13 protein-coding genes and 1 tRNA gene are annotated in these 17,452 nt (G+C 66.3%); 8 read left to right on the top strand and 6 right to left on the bottom strand.

The genetic code is table 11. From position 1 onward, the window contains the following. Positions 1-20: 20 nt before the first annotated feature. The 6 genes from AC51BJ_RS03700 (at position 21) to AC51BJ_RS03675 (ending at position 7,708) form a co-directional block, all read left to right on the top strand. Positions 21-1,505 carry a DUF294 nucleotidyltransferase-like domain-containing protein gene (locus AC51BJ_RS03700; protein ID WP_496279354.1) on the top strand — a complete coding sequence of 495 codons (1,485 nt, stop codon included), beginning with the start codon at positions 21-23 and terminating at the stop codon, positions 1,503-1,505. A gap of 172 nt (positions 1,506-1,677) precedes the next feature. Beyond that, positions 1,678-1,938 carry a DUF4212 domain-containing protein gene (locus AC51BJ_RS03695; protein ID WP_430434324.1) on the top strand — a complete coding sequence of 87 codons (261 nt, stop codon included), beginning with the start codon at positions 1,678-1,680 and terminating at the stop codon, positions 1,936-1,938. 2 nt (positions 1,939-1,940) lie between these two features. Then, entirely contained in the window at positions 1,941-4,010 is a 2,070-nt protein-coding gene (locus AC51BJ_RS03690; protein ID WP_496279353.1) for a sodium:solute symporter family protein, read from the top strand. A gap of 171 nt (positions 4,011-4,181) precedes the next feature. Further along, positions 4,182-4,271 (top strand) — tRNA-Ser (locus AC51BJ_RS03685). 508 nt (positions 4,272-4,779) lie between these two features. Beyond that, on the top strand, positions 4,780-6,282 hold the full coding sequence (locus tag AC51BJ_RS03680; protein WP_496279352.1) for a sensor histidine kinase: 1,503 nt from the start codon (positions 4,780-4,782) through the stop codon (positions 6,280-6,282). Then, the gene (locus AC51BJ_RS03675) at positions 6,257-7,708 is read left to right on the top strand and encodes a sigma-54-dependent transcriptional regulator (RefSeq protein WP_496279351.1); all 1,452 of its coding nucleotides are present in this window, start codon (positions 6,257-6,259) and stop codon (positions 7,706-7,708) included. The genes AC51BJ_RS03680 and AC51BJ_RS03675 overlap by 26 nt, the downstream gene beginning before the upstream one ends. Positions 7,709-7,781: 73 nt before the next feature. Here the strand turns inward: AC51BJ_RS03675 and AC51BJ_RS03670 are convergent, their stop codons facing one another. From AC51BJ_RS03670 to AC51BJ_RS03650, 5 genes are all read right to left on the bottom strand, one after another. After that, positions 7,782-8,792 (bottom strand): PEP-CTERM sorting domain-containing protein, encoded by a 1,011-nt coding sequence (locus AC51BJ_RS03670; protein WP_496279350.1) that lies wholly within the window; start codon positions 8,790-8,792, stop codon positions 7,782-7,784. A gap of 236 nt (positions 8,793-9,028) precedes the next feature. After that, on the bottom strand, positions 9,029-9,820 hold the full coding sequence (locus AC51BJ_RS03665) for a trypsin-like serine protease (protein ID WP_496279349.1): 792 nt from the start codon (positions 9,818-9,820) through the stop codon (positions 9,029-9,031). Positions 9,821-9,911: 91 nt separating this feature from the next. After that, positions 9,912-10,733, bottom strand: a complete 822-nt coding sequence (locus AC51BJ_RS03660) for an FxDxF family PEP-CTERM protein (protein ID WP_496279348.1) — start codon at positions 10,731-10,733, stop codon at positions 9,912-9,914. A gap of 110 nt (positions 10,734-10,843) precedes the next feature. Beyond that, positions 10,844-11,599 (bottom strand): hypothetical protein, encoded by a 756-nt coding sequence (locus tag AC51BJ_RS03655; RefSeq protein ID WP_232416038.1) that lies wholly within the window; start codon positions 11,597-11,599, stop codon positions 10,844-10,846. A gap of 296 nt (positions 11,600-11,895) precedes the next feature. Then, positions 11,896-14,799: a TonB-dependent receptor gene (locus tag AC51BJ_RS03650; RefSeq protein WP_496279347.1), complete on the bottom strand. Its 2,904-nt coding sequence runs from the start codon at positions 14,797-14,799 to the stop codon at positions 11,896-11,898. A 416-nt stretch (positions 14,800-15,215) separates the two neighbouring features. Between AC51BJ_RS03650 and AC51BJ_RS03645 the strand changes: the two genes are divergently transcribed. After that, positions 15,216-16,214, top strand: coding sequence for a PEP-CTERM sorting domain-containing protein (locus AC51BJ_RS03645; RefSeq protein ID WP_496279346.1), 999 nt, complete (start codon positions 15,216-15,218; stop codon positions 16,212-16,214). A gap of 66 nt (positions 16,215-16,280) precedes the next feature. Here the strand turns inward: AC51BJ_RS03645 and AC51BJ_RS03640 are convergent, their stop codons facing one another. Beyond that, positions 16,281-16,874: a lytic transglycosylase domain-containing protein gene (locus AC51BJ_RS03640; protein WP_496279345.1), complete on the bottom strand. Its 594-nt coding sequence runs from the start codon at positions 16,872-16,874 to the stop codon at positions 16,281-16,283. Positions 16,875-17,037: 163 nt separating this feature from the next. Between AC51BJ_RS03640 and gspG the strand changes: the two genes are divergently transcribed. Then, on the top strand, positions 17,038-17,451 hold the full coding sequence (gene gspG, locus AC51BJ_RS03635) for a type II secretion system major pseudopilin GspG (protein ID WP_020164955.1): 414 nt from the start codon (positions 17,038-17,040) through the stop codon (positions 17,449-17,451). Position 17,452: the final 1 nt, after the last annotated feature.

Here is a 17,452-nt window from a genome sequence, read left to right as displayed (position 1 = left end):
CCCGTTCCGGTGGGGTGTCGATGAGTACCGCTGACACCACACCGACCTCCGGCCCGCCGCTCGGCGGGCCGGATCTCCATCTTCCCCTGCATCGCCTGATCCGCCGCGCAGCTGTCTGCGTGCCTGCGGATGCATCGCTACGCGAAGCGCTGACGCGCATGAACGACGAGCGTGTCGGTTCGGTGCTGGTGACCGAGGCCGGCCGCGCGGTCGGCATCCTGACGCTGCCGGACCTGCCGGGGCGCGTGCTGCTGCCCGGCCTGTCGCTTGACACCCCGGTGGCGCGGGTGATGAGCAGCCCGCTGCATGTGCTCGACGCCGATTGCAGCGGCGAAGACGCGGCGCGACTGATGGCCCGCCATGACGTACGCCACATCGCGGTGACCGATCACGACCAGCGGCTGCTCGGCGTGATCGCGCAGAACGACCTGTACGCGAGGCTGCGCAGCGACATCCGTTCGCTTGCCGGTCAAATTCATGCGGCGAGCGACCTGGACGCGCTGGCCGACGCCGCGCGCGCAGTGCGCCGTTTCGGCCTCGCTCAATTGCAGGGCGGCAGCTCGGCTGAGGCGTTGACGCTGCACCTGTCCGCGCTGAACGACGCACTGACCGCACGCGCCATCGACCTCGTGCGCGCCATGCACCCGGACGGCGCGGTGTTCGATCGCGTGCGCTGGTGCTGGCTGGCTTTCGGTTCGGAAGGGCGGATGGAACAGACCTTCTGCACCGATCAGGACAATGGACTGGTGTTCGAGGCGCCGCCCGGCCTGGCCGCCGACAGCGTGCGACCGGCTCTGCTGCGTGTTGCCGGCGACATCAACCGCGCGCTGGCGCAGCTCGGCTTTCCGCTGTGCGAGGGCGGGGTGATGGCCGGTCAGCCGCGCTGCTGTCTGTCGCTCGACGAATGGCGCCATGCCTTCGCCGGCTGGATCGCCGAACCCCAGCCGGAAGCGCTGCTAGCGGCTAACATCTTCTTCGATCTGCGGGCGTTGCACGGCGACGCCGCCCTGGCCGACACGCTGCTGACGGAGCAGGTGACACAGGCTGCTGTCGGCACCCGCTTCCTGCGTCTGATGGCACAGAACGCCTTGCGCGCACGCGTACCGCTGGGCCTGTTGGGGCGCCTGCGCGTCGACGACGTGCGCGACGCACCGCACACGCTGGATCTGAAGGCCGGCGGCGCGCGCATCTTCGCCGACTGCGCGCGGCTGCTGGCCCTGCGCGACGGCGTTACGGCGCGCTCGACCAGCGCGCGGCTGCGGGCGCTTGCGCGCAGGGGCGGGCTGGCCGGCGACGACGTCGAGGCGATGATTCGAGCGTTCTTCGTCATCCAGCAGCTGAGGCTGCAGCGCCAGGGCGAGGGCGAGCCGACACACGTTCAGACGACGGCGAACCGCATCGATCCGCGGCTGCTCAATGCGCTCGACCGGGTGGTGCTGAAGCAGGCGATGGTCCAGGCGCAGCGCCTGCTCGACCGCGTCCGCATCGACTGGCGGCTACCCTGAATGCATGCTGCACCGCCATATCGAGGCGGTGTAAGCGGGCAGTAAGATTGGACTGCATGATGTGCGTCACGTCATCGGTATTCGTGTCGCGGCAACAGGCCGGCGCACCTGCATGACGACGACAAGGCGTCGCGACGACTTCGCCGACATGACGCCACAGGAGGAGACCTGTATGCAGTTGTCAGAACGGCACCGCGAATACTGGCGCCGGAATCTTCGCATCACCGCGGTTCTGCTGGCGATATGGTTCCTGGTCACCTTCGTACCCATCTATTTCGCGCGCTCGCTGAACGAGATCACCTTCCTCGGCTGGCCGCTCGCCTTCTACATGGGGGCGCAGGGCGCGCTCATTGTCTATGTGATCATCATCGGCTACTACGCACGAGTGATGAACCGACTCGATCGTGAGTACGGCGTGAGCGAGGACCGCTGACCATGCCTCACACGCAGGCCACCTTCAATCAGCAGTTGAAGAAGATGTACAGCTGGTACGCCGGCGGCTTCTTCATCTTCGTCGCCTTCCTGGCGGTCGCCGAACAGCTGGGCATGTCGTCGCAGTGGATCGGCTACATCTTCATGTTCTCGACCATCGCACTGTACGCCGGCATCGGCGTCATGAGCCGCACCGCCGACGTGGCCGAGTACTACGTCGCCGGCCGCCGGGTACCGGCGCTGTTCAACGGCATGGCGACCGGCGCCGACTGGATGTCCGCCGCGTCCTTCATCGGCATGGCGGGCACGCTGTATTTCAGCGGCTACCAGGGCCTGGCCTTCGTGATGGGCTGGACCGGCGGCTACTGTCTGGTCGCGCTCTTCCTCGCTCCCTATCTGCGCAAGTTCGGCGAATTCACGATTCCCGATTTCCTCGGCGCCCGCTACGGCGGCAACCTGGCGCGCCTGATCGGCGTCGTCGCCGCCATCCTCGCGTCCTTCACCTACGTCGTCGCGCAGATCTACGGTGTCGGGCTGATCACCAGCCGCTTCGTCGGCCTGGAATTCGAGGTCGGCGTATTCGTCGGTCTCGCCGGCATCCTGGTGTGTTCCTTCCTCGGCGGCATGCGTGCGGTGACGTGGACCCAGGTCGCGCAGTACATCATCCTCATCGTCGCCTACCTGATTCCAGTGGTCATCCTGTCGACCAAGGTGACCGGTGTGCCGGTGCCGCAGGCGATGTACGGTCAGGTTCTGCAGAAATTGACGGCCAAGGAGACCGAACTGTTCGCGGCGCCGAAGGAGGTCGAGGTCAATGCGTTGTACAAGGCCAGGGCCGACGATTTCGACAGGAAGATCCAGGGCCTGCCCGGCTCCCTCGACGCCGAGCGCGCGCAGCTGACGGCAAAGCTCGACCAACTGAAGTCGGCCAACGCGCCGGCCAAGCAGATCGCCGCCGCTGAAATGGCCCTGCGCAACATTCCCAAGACCGAGGCCGAAGCGCGGCGCAAGTGGGGCGAGGCGCGCAAGCTGGCCGAGGCAAAGGCGAAGCCGCCGCTTGCGCATACCGAAGCGCACGCCGGCAAGGACGAAGCGGAGTCCGACAACAAGCGCCTGAACTTCATCGCGCTGGTGATCTGCCTGATGATAGGCACCGCCTCGCTGCCGCACATCCTGATGCGCTACTACACGACGCCCAGCGTCAAGGAAGCGCGCGAATCGGTGTTCTGGTCGCTGTTCTTCATCTTCCTGCTCTACTTCACGGCGCCCGCCTACGCGGTGTTCGCCAAGTGGGAGGTGTACAACAACCTCGTCGGCTCGACCATTTCCACCCTGCCGGGCTGGGTCGCTTCATGGGGCAAGGTCGGGCTGGTGAAGATCGACGACATCAACGCCGACGGCATCCTGCAACTGGCCGAACTGACGTTGAACACCGACGTGATCGTACTGGCGACACCGGAGATCGCTGGCTTGCCCTATGTGATCTCCGGACTGGTCGCTGCCGGCGGTCTGGCGGCTGCGCTGTCCACTGCCGACGGTCTGCTGCTGACCATTGCCAACGCGATGTCGCACGACGTCTATTACAAGGTGATCGATCCGAACGCCTCGACCCAGCGTCGGCTGGTCATTTCCAAGACGCTGTTGCTGGTGGTCGCGCTGATCGCCGCCTACACCGCATCGCTGAAGCCCGACAACATCCTCTTCATGGTGGGGCTGGCGTTCTCGATCGCCGCGTCGGCCTTCTTTCCGGCGCTGGTGTGCGGCGTGTTCTGGAAGCGGGCCAATATGGCGGGTGCGGTCGCCGGCATGGTGGCCGGGCTCGGCATGTGCCTCTATTATGCGGCCATCACCCATCCCTTCTTCGGCGGCGACATCGGCAACGCCTGGTTCGGCATCGAATCGATTTCATGCGGCTTCTTCGGCATTCCGACCGGCTTTGTCGTGCTCATCGTCGTCAGCCTGCTGACGCCGACTCCCGACGCCGAAACGCAGGATCTGGTCGAACATGTCCGTTACCCCAATCTCGGCAACACGGCGCGCAGTGCGCCGACCGGCGGAGGCGTAGATTACTGAAGGCACGACCCCGCCTATCCCTAGACCGACCGCGCAACCCGCGCGAAAGCCGGCACCTGTAAGGCAAGAGGCCCGCCAAAAGCGGGCCTTCTGCTTTCCGGCCCGCAGCATTTGCGGCGCGCTCGGGCGCGAACAAGCGGCAGGGTTTCTGATATAGTCTCGCGTCTTCGCGGAGAGGTGGATGAGTGGTTTAAGTCGCACGCCTGGAAAGCGTGTTTAGGTGAAAACCTAACGCGGGTTCGAATCCCGCCCTCTCCGCCACTGAAAAATCCTTTTGAATCAAGCGCCTGGTTGTTCTTCCAGGCGCTTTTTTCGTTCACGGCCTCCGATTCCGGAGGCTTGCGTCGAGCGCAAACGCCGCCTTGACGGGTCCAGCGCGAATTCGCGCGCGCGTCTGGCCGGTTGTTGCTGACGCCTCCGTTGCCATCGCACATGCCGACGTCACCTGCTCGAGGTATTGCTCACCGTTAACGCAGGCGTGTTTCCCGGGCACGTCGGGAGACGCCGGTCCACCATGACAGACGGTTTCTCATGGTGGTTGATATGACACGACATGGTTTCAGTCAGCCACCCGGCTGTGCACCCCGGGTGGCCTCTCCGCGTGTGGCATCGGCTTCGCCACGCCCGTCGGCCGTGTCGGCGAGGTTGCGCCATCGTCATGTGGTGTCCGCACGCTGCCGCCTCGGGTGAGGGGGGCGCCGGTCGTCGTCGGTCGCCGCACACCGCCCGGTTCCGGGCGTGCTTCTTGCACTGTCTTCGCCGATCAACCATGAGGCGTGTCCGGGCCTTGGCCAGCCATTTCGTCGGTGAAGCGCATTCCCTGAAAAGATTGCAGCTGCGTTACGCAGCGTTCTATCTCGGTCTGCTGCTGTTCTCCGGCGCGATGGGGTGGGGCGGGCTGCAGCTGTGGCAGGACGCCGCCGGCGAACGCGACCGGCTTGCCGGAATGAGCGCGGAGGTACTGGAGATGCGCGGCAGCCTCTACCGTCAGATCAAGGAGGTGTTCGACCACGCCTTCCTGGCCGACGTTGGCGCGGCGATCGAGTTCGCACATTACGCCGACGACATCGATCGCCACTTCGACCTCGTCTATCGGCAGGTGCGACAGCCCAAGGAGCGGACAGTCGTCGATGCGCTGCGTCTGGCCTATGAAGGCGTTCGCGGCTATGGCGACGTGCTGCTGCGGGCGTCGCCCGACGCGGCGCGTGCCGAAAGCAGCCGGCTCGACCTGCAACTTGAGCGCGGCGCATTCCACGATTTCGAACTGCGGCTCGGCGAGTTCGAAAGCCAGCTGCAGCAACAGCGTCGCGCGGTCGATCGCCGGCTCGGCGTGCTGCAAGCCGTGGTGCCCTGGCTGCTCGCCTTGCCGCTGTTGCTGGCCACCGTCATCTTCATCGTGTTCCGGCGCTATCTGCGCAGCGCCGTGGCCGAGCCGCTTGCCGCCATCATGGACGCCACCCGCAACATCAGTCGCGGACAGCTGCAGCACCGCGTACCGGAGCGCGGTGCGGCCGAACTGGTCAGGCTGTCGCACGCGATCAATTCGATGGCGGCCGATCTGGCGGCCAGCCGCGAAGCGCTGCTGTGTGCCGAGAAGCAGGCCACGCTGAGCGCGCTGGTGCCGGTGGTGGCGCACAACATCCGCAATCCGCTGGCCAGCATACGCGCCACCGCTCAGGTGATCGACGACGCCGCGCTGCCGGCCGACGTAAGGGAAGGGCTGGCAGGCATCATCGCCGCCGCCGACCGCCTGGATAGGTGGACCTATTCACTGCTGTCCTACCTGCATCCGTTGCAGCCGCAGCGCGTGCCGCTGCAGGTGACGGCGCTGTTCGACACCGTCGCCCAGCTGGCGCGCGACCGCATGGAGGCACGGGGTATCCGGCTGCGGCGCATCGGCTGGGGCGAGGGCGGCATGGTCGAGCTGGACGCCCAGCTGATGGAACAGGCGCTGCTCGGCCTGCTGATCAATGCCATCGAGGCGTCGTCGCCGGGTGGCGAAATCGTGCTGCGGCACGCCAGCGTCGGCGGCCAGGTGTCGCTGTCGGTACGCGACCACGGCAGCGGCATGAACGGCAGTCCAGCGCTGCGCGGACTGCGGCCGGTTGCCACCACCAAGTTGCAGGGCAGTGGCCTGGGCATTCCGTTCGCCGCCAAGGTGTGCGACGTGCATGGCGGCCGCCTCGAATTCATCCATCACGACCCCGGCACCGAAGCGGTCATGGTGCTGCCATCGAAGGAAGCGCATGTTGTCGAACCCTGGAATGATTGACGTCGACGAAACCTTGCCGTCGGCGCCGCCCACGGCGGCCCGCCTGCTGCTGGTCGAGGACGAGGCGCTGTTCGCGCGCGCGGTGACGCGCCGGCTGGGCAGCGCCGGCTATGCCTGCCAGCACGCGACGACGCTGCTGCAGGCGCGCGAGGCGCTGGGCGGCTTTGCGCCCGACGTGGTACTGCTCGACCTGCGTCTGCCGGACGGCCACGGCCTCGACCTGCTGGCCGAACTGAATGCCGACAATCGTGCTGCGCCGGTGGTCGTGCTGACCGCCTACGGCGAAGTCGAGGACGCGGTCAGGGCGATGAAGCTGGGGGCGGCCGACTACCTGAAGAAGCCGGTCGATCTGGAAGAACTGCAACTGGTGGTCGAGCGCGTGCTGCGCACTGCCGGCCTCAGGCAGAAGGTGGATTACTCGCGCAGCCGCGAGAGCCATCACAGCCAGGTCAGCGAGAACGCGCTGCTGCTCGGCGACAGCCCGGCCATGCGGGCGGCACGCGAACAGGTGGTCGCGCTGGCCGGCCTGACCGGCAGCAGCCTCGCGCCGCCGCCCACCGTGCTCATCGTCGGCGAAACCGGTACCGGCAAGGACGTTGCAGCGCGCCTGCTGCATCGCGCCGGGCCGCTGCAGGACCGACCCTTCGTGCAGATCGACTGCGCCTCCCTGCCACGCGAACTGATCGAAGCGGAATTGTTCGGCCACGAGAAGGGGGCCTACACCGGTGCCCAGGGCGCGCGCGCCGGGCTGCTCGAAGCGGCCGAGGGCGGCACGGCCTTCCTCGACGAAATCGGCGAATTGCCGCTCGACATGCAGGCCAAGCTGCTCAACGTGATCGAGCGACGCGTCGTGCGGCGCGTCGGTTCGGTGCGCGAGCGGCCGATTGCCGCGCGCTTCGTCGCCGGCACCAATCGCGACCTGCCGGCGATGATCGCCGCCGGGCAGTTCCGCGCCGACCTCTACTATCGGCTCAATGTGGTTACGCTGACCATGCCGCCGCTGCGCGAGCGCGGCAACGACGTGACGCTGCTGGCCCGCCACTTCGCGGCGCAGACGGCGCGCCGCTATGCACTCGACGAACCCGGCTTCGACCCGGTCGCGCTGTCGGCGCTGCAGCGCTATCACTGGCCGGGCAATGTGCGCGAACTGAAGCACCTGATCGAGCGTGCCGTGCTGCTGTGCCAGGGGCGGGATATCGGTGCGGCCGACCTCGGCCTGCCGTCGGCGACCATCGCCAGTGCCGACGCCGCTGCGGTGCCGTTCGCGTCGATGACGCTGGACGAGGCCGAGCGCTGGCTGATCGAACGCACGCTCGACCGCGTGCGCGGCAATGTGTCGGAGGCCGCGCGCAGGCTCGGCGTGAGCCGCATGACCTTGCGCTATCGCATTGAAAAACACGGCTTGCGCGGCGCGGTCGAGGACTGAACGGCGCCGGCCGCAGGCCCGGAAATGAAAAGGGCTCCGCCCTGGCGGAGCCCTTCGTTACGCGACGGCGCGATCAGCTGCGCATCTTCTTCCGCGCCTGCAGGCCGATCAGGCCGAGACCGGCAGCCAGCATGGCCCAGGTCTGCGGTTCCGGCACCGGCGGCGTATTCGGCATTTCGGTGAAGCCGGTGACGTCCCAGCCGATGTCGTCGAGGATGGCGTAGTCCAGTTCCGTCATATGGCGTCGCTCGCCCATGGACAGCCCCCAGGCCAGCAGCGCCAGCTGCATGCTGCCGTCGTCCAGCTCGCCCTGGATATTCGCCTGGAGGCGGGTGCTGGCGGAGAAGACCTTCTCCAGCGGCACGGCCTGCAGAACGCCACGACTGTTGCGCACGTCGTATTCGGCCTTCGCCTTTGCACCGTTGAAATTGCCGATCCCGCTGATCAGCGACAGCCAGCCGGTGTCGATGCCGTCGTCGGTGGCACCCAGGATGCTGACCAGTCCTTTCAGTGTCACCGTGTAGAGATCCCATTGCCCGGCGAAGGATTCGGTCGTGTTGACGTCGGTGTCGGCGTACCAGTTCACATTGCTGCTGTAGTTCAGCGTGCCGCCCCAGGTGCCGGATTCGCTGTCCGGCCAGCCCGTCTGGCCGCGCGAGAAGGCGGCGTTGCCATAGGCCATGTCGGTGGTCGTGGGGGTGAGGCCCATCTGACCCGACGTGGCCGACACGGGAATCCTCTCTTCATAGTTCAGGCCGCCGTTGCTGTTGCTGCCGACGTAGATGCGGAGCTCCTTCGCGGCGATGTTGGCGTTCGTGACCTGCTGTCCGACGTTCGAGCTACCGAGGGGGCCCAGATTAAGTACGACGCCATTGCCACCCGGGGTCGAGGTGATGGCTGTCAGGTCGTCGAACACCCGCGTCTCGAAGGCCTGTGCGGCCTGCTCCAGCGTTGCCCTGCGGTCGGCGGTGAAGAAGCCGCTGCTGTCGTAGCTGTAGTCGAACACGATGTTCACGTAGGCGTGGGCGCTGCCGAAGGTCGATCCGAGCGCGAGCGCAAGGGCCAGTCTGCGGAAGTTGTTCAAGGTCTGTCCTCCTGATTGTTGGATACGTGTGCCGCGCAAGGGGGGCTGCGCGCAGTCATGACTTCATGCGGCACAACGCAAATTCCGTTCCTTCCGCGGGAGCGAATCACCGTTGCGCCGCGCGACGCGGCCCGGCGCGCAGTGGCCGAATGCTCCGCTCGTATGGAGCCTTGTCGGCGGTGGTTGATGTCATGCAGGGTGGTTGATCACAACCACCTGTGCTGACCGTCGCGCACTCAGCGCCGGTGTTGTCGCGCGCGGGCGATCAGCAGCGGCAGGGTGCCCAGCCAGAGCAGGGCGGGCGCTGGTTCGGGCACCGGGCTGGCGCTCCAGAGGGCGCTCTGGCCGGAGGTCGCCATCGTGCTGTCCAGCCATGCGCGATAGGCACCGGGCTGCACGAAATAGGAATGCTGCCCGTCGCTGGCCGAGGCGATGCCGATCAGCAGGCCAGCGCTGTCTTCGGCCCGGCCGGCGAACAGCGACCCGCCGCTGTCGCCGCCCTGCAGCAGCGCATTGCCGTTGGAGGCGGGGCCGACTGCGATGTACCAGACGGTCAATTGCGCGCCGTTGTCGCCACCCGCGGTGTCGAAAGCGTCGACCAGCGTCGTGTAGGCCAGGCTCCTTTGTCCTCCATTGGCCGCGACCGCGGCGGTCGCCTCGGTGCCGGTCCTTGCCGAAGCTGAGTCGATCACCGTTGCATTGAGTGTCGGGAAGAGCGGCGCGTCGAGTGGTGTGGCGAGATGGAGCAGGGCGATGTCATGGCTCGGGAAGGCGGCGCCGGGCGCGACGTAGGCGGCGTCGATGGCGGCGCTGCCGTAGGCTGACTGGAAGGTGGTGCCGCTGCGCGCGACATGGGCCGCGGTCAGCACCCAGTTCGGTGCGATCAGGATGCCGTCCAGGCCGTTGCTGCCGACCGTGCCGAGGTGGCCGAAGGCAGTCGTCGGGCTGCCGCCGCTTAGGGCGTGCGAAGGTGCCGCCAGCAACAGGGCGGCGGAGAGTGCGAGTGCGTGCAGCAGGGATCGGTGCATCGTGGCCTCGGGTTGAGCGTGCGAAGGGCGTGTGGCTGCAAAGCAAAAAACCGGCCGCCGCCGCGGCTGGCGCGGCGACCGGACGTTGCGCTCAGCGCATGCGACGGCGTGCAGCGAAGCCGAGGACGCCGAGGCCGGCCAGGAACATCGCGTACTCGGACGGCTCCGGCACCGGGGCCAGTGTCGACGCCGCGAGGCGGGCACTGGCATAGGTCGGCACATAGCCCGTCACATAGATCGAGTACTGGGTCTGGTCCTCTTCACCGCCCTCCCACAGGCGGATGGCTTCTTCGGCCGTCGTCCAGCCGTTGGCGCCGGTGATCTTGACCCAGTACCAAGCCGAGGTGCCCGGGCTGCTGCCGTCCGGGTCGTCCACGTTCACGTCGGTCTCGAAGCGCACCCAGTCGGCGTCGTAGGTACCGATGCCGGGCTCGTTCATGCCTTCGGCCGAGCGGCCGATCGAGCGCGCGTATTCGTCGGTGACCGGCCCGGTGATATCGACCTTGGAATAGCCGCCCTGCACGCTGGCAGCCCCCGCGAAGCCGCTGCGGAAGGCGTCGTTCACCTCGAAGGCGAGACCGGTCGAATCCCAGACGTTGGCATTCATGTCCAGCCGCATACCGAAGATGTAGGTGCCGGCGCCGTTGCCATAAACACGATCAGACAGGCTGCCCACCGTTGTCGTGCCGGCGGTCAGCGTGCGCGTGGTGCTGGTGAGCAGACTGAAGCCGGAGGTCGCGGTGGACACCGAGCCAGCACCGCAGGCGACGCTGGTCGAGTTGCCGGTGCCGCTGTCGCCGCACACCTGCATGATGGTGCCGGTCGATGGCAGCGATACGAAGGCGGCGTGCGAGGGGGCGGCGACGCCGGCCAGGGCGAGTGCGCCGGCGGCGCAGATCAGGCGATGTTTCATGGTGCTCTCCTTGAGTGGACAGGCTGTTGAAACGGGAACCGGATGGCCCCGATACGCTGATTTCCGTTATGACGGAGGCCGACGGCAATGCCGTCGGCCGTGAGCTCCGCTCAGTGGGTCGGCACGAAGCCGCTGAACCACAGCGAGGTCTGCTCCTGGCCCTCGCTTTCGCCTGCGTTCCACAGGCGGATCGCGTTGGCGCTCAGCTGGTAACCGCTGGCGGTGGTGCGGACGTAGTACCAGGCGGTGCGCACCTTGCCGGGCGAGCCGGTATCGAGGGTTTCATCCTCGTCCTCGCCGCCGGCGACCTCTTCCTCATCGTCGTCGTCATCGCCGCCGCCTTCTTCCGGTATCTGGACGAAGAGCGGCGAGAAGAAGTCGACCACGCCGAGGTCAAAGGTCTTTTCGCCTTCGTTCAGGCCGACGCTGGTGCGACCGACCTGGTCGATCGCCTGGTCGCTGACCCGGGCGTTGCGCCAGCCGGCCGCCAGCGAGGCGCTGCCGGAGAAGCCGTAGCGGAAGATGTCATCGACTTCGAACGGGTAGCCGGTGCCCCAGTCGCTGTCGTTCAGGATGACGCGGGTGGCGAACACGTAGGTGTTGGAAAAGGGCTTCTTCCACACCCGGTCGAGCACCTTGCCCACCGTCACCGCGTTCACGACGATGTTGGTGCGCCGAGCGTTCAGCAGCAGATAGCCGCCGGGGTTGGAGCCGGGCCATGCGCTGGTGCGGCAGGTGGGCGTCGGGTTGCACGAGGTCATGACCAGTGCGCCGGACATGTTCAGCGTGACGAAATCGGCCATCGCCGGTGCGGACAGCGCACCGCAGGCGACCAGCAGTGCACCGGACAGCAAGGTTCTTCGCATCGTTATTCCTCCTGACGAGACATGGGCCGGCGGCGCGATCTGCCCGCCGGATCGGTGTCCGCTGCCTGCCGGAACCGCGACCGGCTCCGCCCTTCCCGTTGGCATGGACTTATGCAGACTAGGAGGTGAAACGCGATTCCTTCAGGGATATATGCCCCCAAGTGCTTGGGATGTTTTCACTTTGAAAAATATTGCAAAACAATGACTTGTATATGATCTTGTACGGGCGTGCAAAGCCCTCCCCGGTATGCAGGGATGCTGCCCGTGTGACCTCGTCACGCGCGAAAGGAGTGGCCCTAGAGGTCCAGTCGATAGCTCATGCCCAGCCACACGGCGCGCGGTGCGCCCGGTGCGACCATGGTGGTGTTCAGCCAGTCGGCCGAGTTGTAGTTCCAGCCGCTTTCACCGATGGCGCCGTTCACGCTGGGCGCGAAGGGCGTGACGCCCAGGCGGCCGGCGGTGAAGTAGTCCTTGTCGAGCAGGTTGTTGATCTGCAGCAGCGCCGTCCATCGACGATCGATCCTGTAGGTGGTCGTCAGGTTGAAGATGGCGTAGCCCGGCAGCCTGCCGCCGTAGCGGAAGGCGCGCCCGGGCGGCGTGCTGCTCTGGTTGATGACGGTGCATGCGGGGTTGCCGCAATAGAACGAGCCCGTTTCCTTGTCGGTGCCGCCGGTGGTGTGGTCGTTGTTCTCGTTGCCACGCAGGAAGGATGGCGAGTGCGCGACCATGCCCAGCTTGAAATGCAGCTTTTCGGTCGCCTGGTAGCCCAGGGTGAGGTTCATGTTGTGCTTCGACACGCCGGGCAGCGTGTCGCCCGGTTCGACGTGGATCATCCGGTAGGTCCCGTAGCCGCTGTTCAGCGATGCCCCGGGGCTGGGTATGGTGGCGTTGGGCCGTGAGTTCTGGTTGAAGTCCGCGCTGCTGTTGTGCGGGCTGTTCATGTAGAAGTCGGATTCGAAGGTCGCTTCGGTGTAGGCGTAATTGACGCGGAAGTCGAACTTGTCGAGCTTGCCATTCACGCCCATTTCGAGACCCTGGCGGCGGGTGTTGCCTATGGTGTCGAAGTAGCTGCGGCTGGGCGACACGCCGATCATGTAGATGTCGTTGCTCAGATCGGTGCGGAAGGCGGTGATGTTCCAGCCTATGCCATTGTCCAGCGTGCCGCGGGCGCCGATCTCGTAGGAGTGCGAACGGATCTGCGGCAGGAAGGGGTCGCCCGACATCGTGTTCGGCAGATGGCAGACCGGCGCCACGGTGGCCGCCGGTATTTCGAAGCCACCGCGGATCACCGTCGAGCGGTCGATGGCGCAGCCGAGTTCGATCACCGACGGCACGCGTGCCCCGCGGCTGTAGTTGGCGAACAGGTTCACGTTCTCGCTCGGCAGCCAGCTCACACCGGCGGACGGGTTGAACGAGCGATAGATGTGCTTCTCCCGCTTTTCCGCGCGGGCCACGTCGGCCGGGTCGTAGGAAATCCACTCCGGGAAGTAGTGACACTCGTCCGGGTAGTTGCCCCAGCACAGGATGGAGCTCTGTGCTGGCGGCGCGTTGTTCAGCTCGGTCAGTTCTCCGGTCGATGAACGGCCGCGCAGCCAGTTGTTCACCTTGGTCACGTTGTAGCGGGCGGCGAACGACAGATGCAGGTCGTCGCGCGGCGTCCATGTTTCGCTCAGGTAGAAACTGCGCGTTTTCGAACTGCCGCCGAAGTCGTTCACCTCGACCTCGTTGTGCGCGGCGTAAAAGCGCGGATCGATCTGACCCGGCCCGTAGCCGACACTGCCGTAGTAGAAGTGGCGGTCGGCGTCGAGCAGGCCGAGGCGCTGGCTGCTGTAGTAGGTGGTGTCGCTGCGGTCGAGCGATGCGCCCACCATGAATTTGTGGCGCTCGAAGTTCCAGTTCAGCTGCAGCGACATGCCCTGGCCGGCCTGGTCCAGCGCGGTGCGCGTACCGCGTGCGATGGGCGTGCCGTTCACCACGCCCGGCTCCGTGGTGCCGCTTGCACCGTTGGCGCCATTGCGCACCTGCCCGAAATTGGAATTGACGGGTGCGGCGTCACACGGCGCGTTCAGCGGAATGTTGTTGTCGGCGAAATAGTCCTCGTCCAGGTCGGCATAGGCGCAGTAGCGGTTGTATTGCGCGGTCACCGAGCGGCGGTCGTCCAGTTCCTCGAAACCTTCCTCGTCGATGTCGCCGTTGAAGCCCGAGCGCTCGCTGTTACGCCGGTAGCTCATCGCGGTGACGTTGAAGCTCTCCGACACCTCGAACATGGCCGACCACTGGTACTGGTTCAGTTCGTTCTTCGTTTCGTCGGGCGAACTGAAAACCGATTCAGGCCGGCGCTGGTAGTCCTCCAGCGGGATGAGGCCGTTGCCGACGAGGTCGGTGTCGACCTTGAGCATCGAGAAACCCAGCAGCAGGCGGTCGATGGCGATTTCGTTCTTGACGAAGAGCTGGCGCAGCGCGCTCGGCGAGTTGTCGCGCCAGCCGTCCTCGGCGAAGCCGTGCAGCGCGACGAAGCCGGCGACCGGCCCCTTGCTGCCACCGGCCGACAGCTGCACCTGGTTGCGCCCCCACGAGCCGCCGAGATACTTCGCCTCGACGCCGGGGTCGGTGAAGCCGCTCTTGGTGCGCATCGACAGCGCGCCGCCCAGCGTGTTGAGACCGAACAGCGGATTCGAGCCCGGGAACACGTCGAAGCGCGACAGTGCGTTCATCGGGATCATGTCCCAGTTCACGACGTCGCCGAAGGGCTCATTCATGCGGATGCCGTCGAGGAAGACCGACAGCCCCTGCGGCGTGCCAACCTGCGGGCCGGCGGTGAAGCCGCGGAACTGCACGTCGACCTGGAAGGGGTTGCCCTGGTAGTCGTTGACGGTGACCGACTGCATCTGCGAATTCATCAGATCGGTCAGCGACAGGCTGTTGCTGTCGCGGATGTCCTTTGCCGTGATGCTCTGGACATTGGACGGGATTTCCTCCCGCGTCAGTCCGAGGCCGGGCATCGGGCCGATGTCCTGCGGCCGCCGTTCGCGGATCAGGATGGGGTCGAGGATGATGGCATCCGCCCCGGGCTCGGCCTCGGCGGCCGGAGCCGGCGGTCCTGCGACCTCGTCGGGGGCGTTGGTCGGCGCCTGTGCCTGAGCGGCGTCGATGCAGAGCGCGGCCAGGCAGTACGCCGCGATACGCAGATTGAATTGCAACGGCTCCTCCTCCTGGCAGGCGCGGTGACCTGCTGCGAACGCCCTCGCCAGCCGGCGGGACGTTTTCCTTGTGTGCAGCCCGGCAGCGTCCGCGTGCGGATGGGACTGCCGGGGCTGGAGGCCAGAAGCAAGGGCGGGGCCAGACGCGCGGGCGACCGGGCCCGGCCGCCGCACGCGTGCCGGAGGTCGTATCCGATGCTGATCGTGGTGGTTGATATGCACCAGGGTGGTTGTTTGCCTTCGTCATGGCCGGCGACGCATCGGGCATGTCGCACCGGGTGAGGGGGAAGGCATCGCGGGCATGCGGGGAGCGCGGCGCGAAGTGATCGACGTTACGGCGGCCGGCACGCTTCCTGCAGAAGGGCAGACCACGGCGGCTGCATCGCCGCACAACATTCACAGACAGGAGGATGGACATGCGACCCGTATTCAAGGCGCTGGCCGGTGTGCTGGCGTCGATGACGCTGGCTGGTGGCGCGCAGGCCAATATCGAATTCGTGTTCGACTACAGCCGTGACGGCAACGGCGTCATGACGAACGAAATGAAGGCGCTGCTCGAACAGGCGGCCGGCACGATCGAGGCGAGCATTTCCGACCAGCTGAGCGCGATTGCGCCGCAGGGCGACTTCGCGCCCAGCATCTTCTTCACGCCGCCGGACACCGGTACCTCGTCGCCGGCGATCAACACCATCGGCGCCAACCAGATCTATGTGTACGTCGGTGGTCGATCGGCGCTCGGCGCGCCGCATCTGGCGCTCAGCGGCGCCGTGCGCAACGCGACGCGGCCGGCTTCGGTGCCGGCGAACGACCCCGCCTTCCTCGCTTACCGCGACGAACTGCGCAGCCGCGGCCAACCTGGCGCCATCGCCTCGACGCCGACCGACTATTCACCCTGGGGCGGCTCGCTCGCCTTCGACAGCGAAGCCAGCTTCTACGTCGACGACGACATCTCGACGCTGGAGTCCTTCGAGGGCCAGTACGACTTCTACACCGTCGCGCTGCGCGGTCTGCTCGGCATCCTGGGGTACGGCGTCGGCGGTGCGGGCACCCCGGTGGCGTCCTACCACGCCAATGTCGACAGCGAGAACCTCACCTTCGTCGGCGCCAACGCACTGGCCGAGTACGGCGAGGGCGTGCCGGTGTACTACCGTTACGATGAGGAAAACGATCAGGAAATCATCGACGAGCGCTTCCTCGACGACAGCGTGGTCAGCACCGTCAATGGCGTGGCGCAGACCGCGTTGATGACGCAGACGCTGAATACCGGCGAGCGCCGTGCGCTCACCGCGCTCGATTACGCCATCCTGCGCGACATCGGCTGGCAGGCTGCGCCGGTTCCGGAACCGGCTGAGTACGCGATGTTCCTCGCCGGGCTGGGTGTGCTGGCGGCGGTGGCGCGTCGGCGCAGGGCCTGAGACGCCCGCCGGAATGAAAATGGCCTGCTCGCGCAGGCCATTTTTTTGTCCGCAAGCGGCATTCGCTTACTGCAGCGAGCGGTAGTTGTGCATCACCTGCGGCACGTAGCGTTGGGTTTCGGCGTAGGGCGGAATGCGCCCGCCGTACTTCTGCACCGCGCCCTCGCCAGCGTTGTAGGCGGCCAGCGCCAGTTCGAGCTGGCCGTCGAAGCGGGCCAGCAGGTCGCGCAGGTAGAGCGCGCCGCCCAGCACGTTCTGGTCGGGATCGAAGCGGTCGGCCACGCCATAACGGCGGGCGGTTGCCGGCATCAGCTGCATCAGGCCGGCCGCGCCCTTGGGCGACACCGCCCGCGGGTTGTAGGCCGATTCGGCACGGATGACCGCGTGCAGCAGACTGGCGTCGACGCCGGCCGCACGTGCTGCGCGTTCAATTCGTGGCGCGTGCTGCCGGGCCGACGGATGCTCGGCGCGCGCCGCCACCGGCGCGGCTGCAGCGTCGCGCTCGCTGCGCAGCAGCAGCTCGAAGCCTTCACCGCCCGGCGCGTCGGTCAGCACCAGCGCGCCGTCGGTGTCCTCCTTCACATAGACGTCGGCCTGCGCTACAGCGGCCCACAGCAGCGCGAGCAGCAGGAAAACGGAGCGGGCGGTCGTTGAAGTCATCTGCAGGAAATACGCGGGCGATAAAGTTGCGGGTATTGCAAGCATGCTGCGGAATGTTTTCAGCGATATTGAAATAAAGCGGAAAGCATCGGCCCTGTTTGCTTGATGCGGTCGATGCACGGCGACTAGACTCGGTACGATCATGACACGTCACATTACGGCTATGAACCGGATTTCTCAACGCGGCTTTACCCTGCTCGAACTGCTGGTGGTGATGGTCATCATCGGCCTGCTGGCCGGATACGTCGGCCCGCGCTTCTTCAGCCAGATCGGCAAGTCCGAGGTCAAGGCGGCGCGCGCGCAGATCGACGCGCTGGAAAAGGCGCTTGACCAGTTCCGCCTGGACAACGGGCGCTACCCGACCACCGAAGAGGGCCTGAAGGCACTGGTCGAGCGTCCATCGACGACCAGCAAGTGGTCGGGCCCCTATCTGAAGAAAGCCGTTCCGCTCGATCCCTGGGAGCGCCCCTATATATATAAGGCACCTGGCGAACACGGCGAGTACGACCTGAGTTCGCTCGGCAAGGACGGCCAGGCAGGCGGCACCGAAGAAGCCGCCGACATCACGAACTGGTGAC

The organism is Methyloversatilis sp. S146-33 (genome assembly GCF_059552495.1).
The sequence above is the reverse complement of the archived record's forward strand: the minus strand, read 5'-3'. Positions and strand labels throughout refer to the sequence as shown.

What these genes read in the sequence shown, in the direction of transcription:
- AC51BJ_RS03700 (WP_496279354.1), top strand. Translation starts at nt 21, where the DNA reads ATGAGTACCGCTGACACCACACCGACCTCCGGCCCGCCGCTCGGCGGG.
- AC51BJ_RS03695 (WP_430434324.1), top strand. Translation starts at nt 1,678, where the DNA reads ATGCAGTTGTCAGAACGGCACCGCGAATACTGGCGCCGGAATCTTCGC.
- AC51BJ_RS03690 (WP_496279353.1), top strand. Translation starts at nt 1,941, where the DNA reads ATGCCTCACACGCAGGCCACCTTCAATCAGCAGTTGAAGAAGATGTAC.
- AC51BJ_RS03680 (WP_496279352.1), top strand. Translation starts at nt 4,780, where the DNA reads ATGAGGCGTGTCCGGGCCTTGGCCAGCCATTTCGTCGGTGAAGCGCAT.
- AC51BJ_RS03675 (WP_496279351.1), top strand. Translation starts at nt 6,257, where the DNA reads ATGTTGTCGAACCCTGGAATGATTGACGTCGACGAAACCTTGCCGTCG.
- AC51BJ_RS03665 (WP_496279349.1), bottom strand. Translation starts at nt 9,820, where the DNA reads ATGCACCGATCCCTGCTGCACGCACTCGCACTCTCCGCCGCCCTGTTG.
- AC51BJ_RS03660 (WP_496279348.1), bottom strand. Translation starts at nt 10,733, where the DNA reads ATGAAACATCGCCTGATCTGCGCCGCCGGCGCACTCGCCCTGGCCGGC.
- AC51BJ_RS03655 (WP_232416038.1), bottom strand. Translation starts at nt 11,599, where the DNA reads ATGCGAAGAACCTTGCTGTCCGGTGCACTGCTGGTCGCCTGCGGTGCG.
- AC51BJ_RS03645 (WP_496279346.1), top strand. Translation starts at nt 15,216, where the DNA reads ATGCGACCCGTATTCAAGGCGCTGGCCGGTGTGCTGGCGTCGATGACG.
- AC51BJ_RS03640 (WP_496279345.1), bottom strand. Translation starts at nt 16,874, where the DNA reads ATGACTTCAACGACCGCCCGCTCCGTTTTCCTGCTGCTCGCGCTGCTG.
- gspG (WP_020164955.1), top strand. Translation starts at nt 17,038, where the DNA reads ATGAACCGGATTTCTCAACGCGGCTTTACCCTGCTCGAACTGCTGGTG.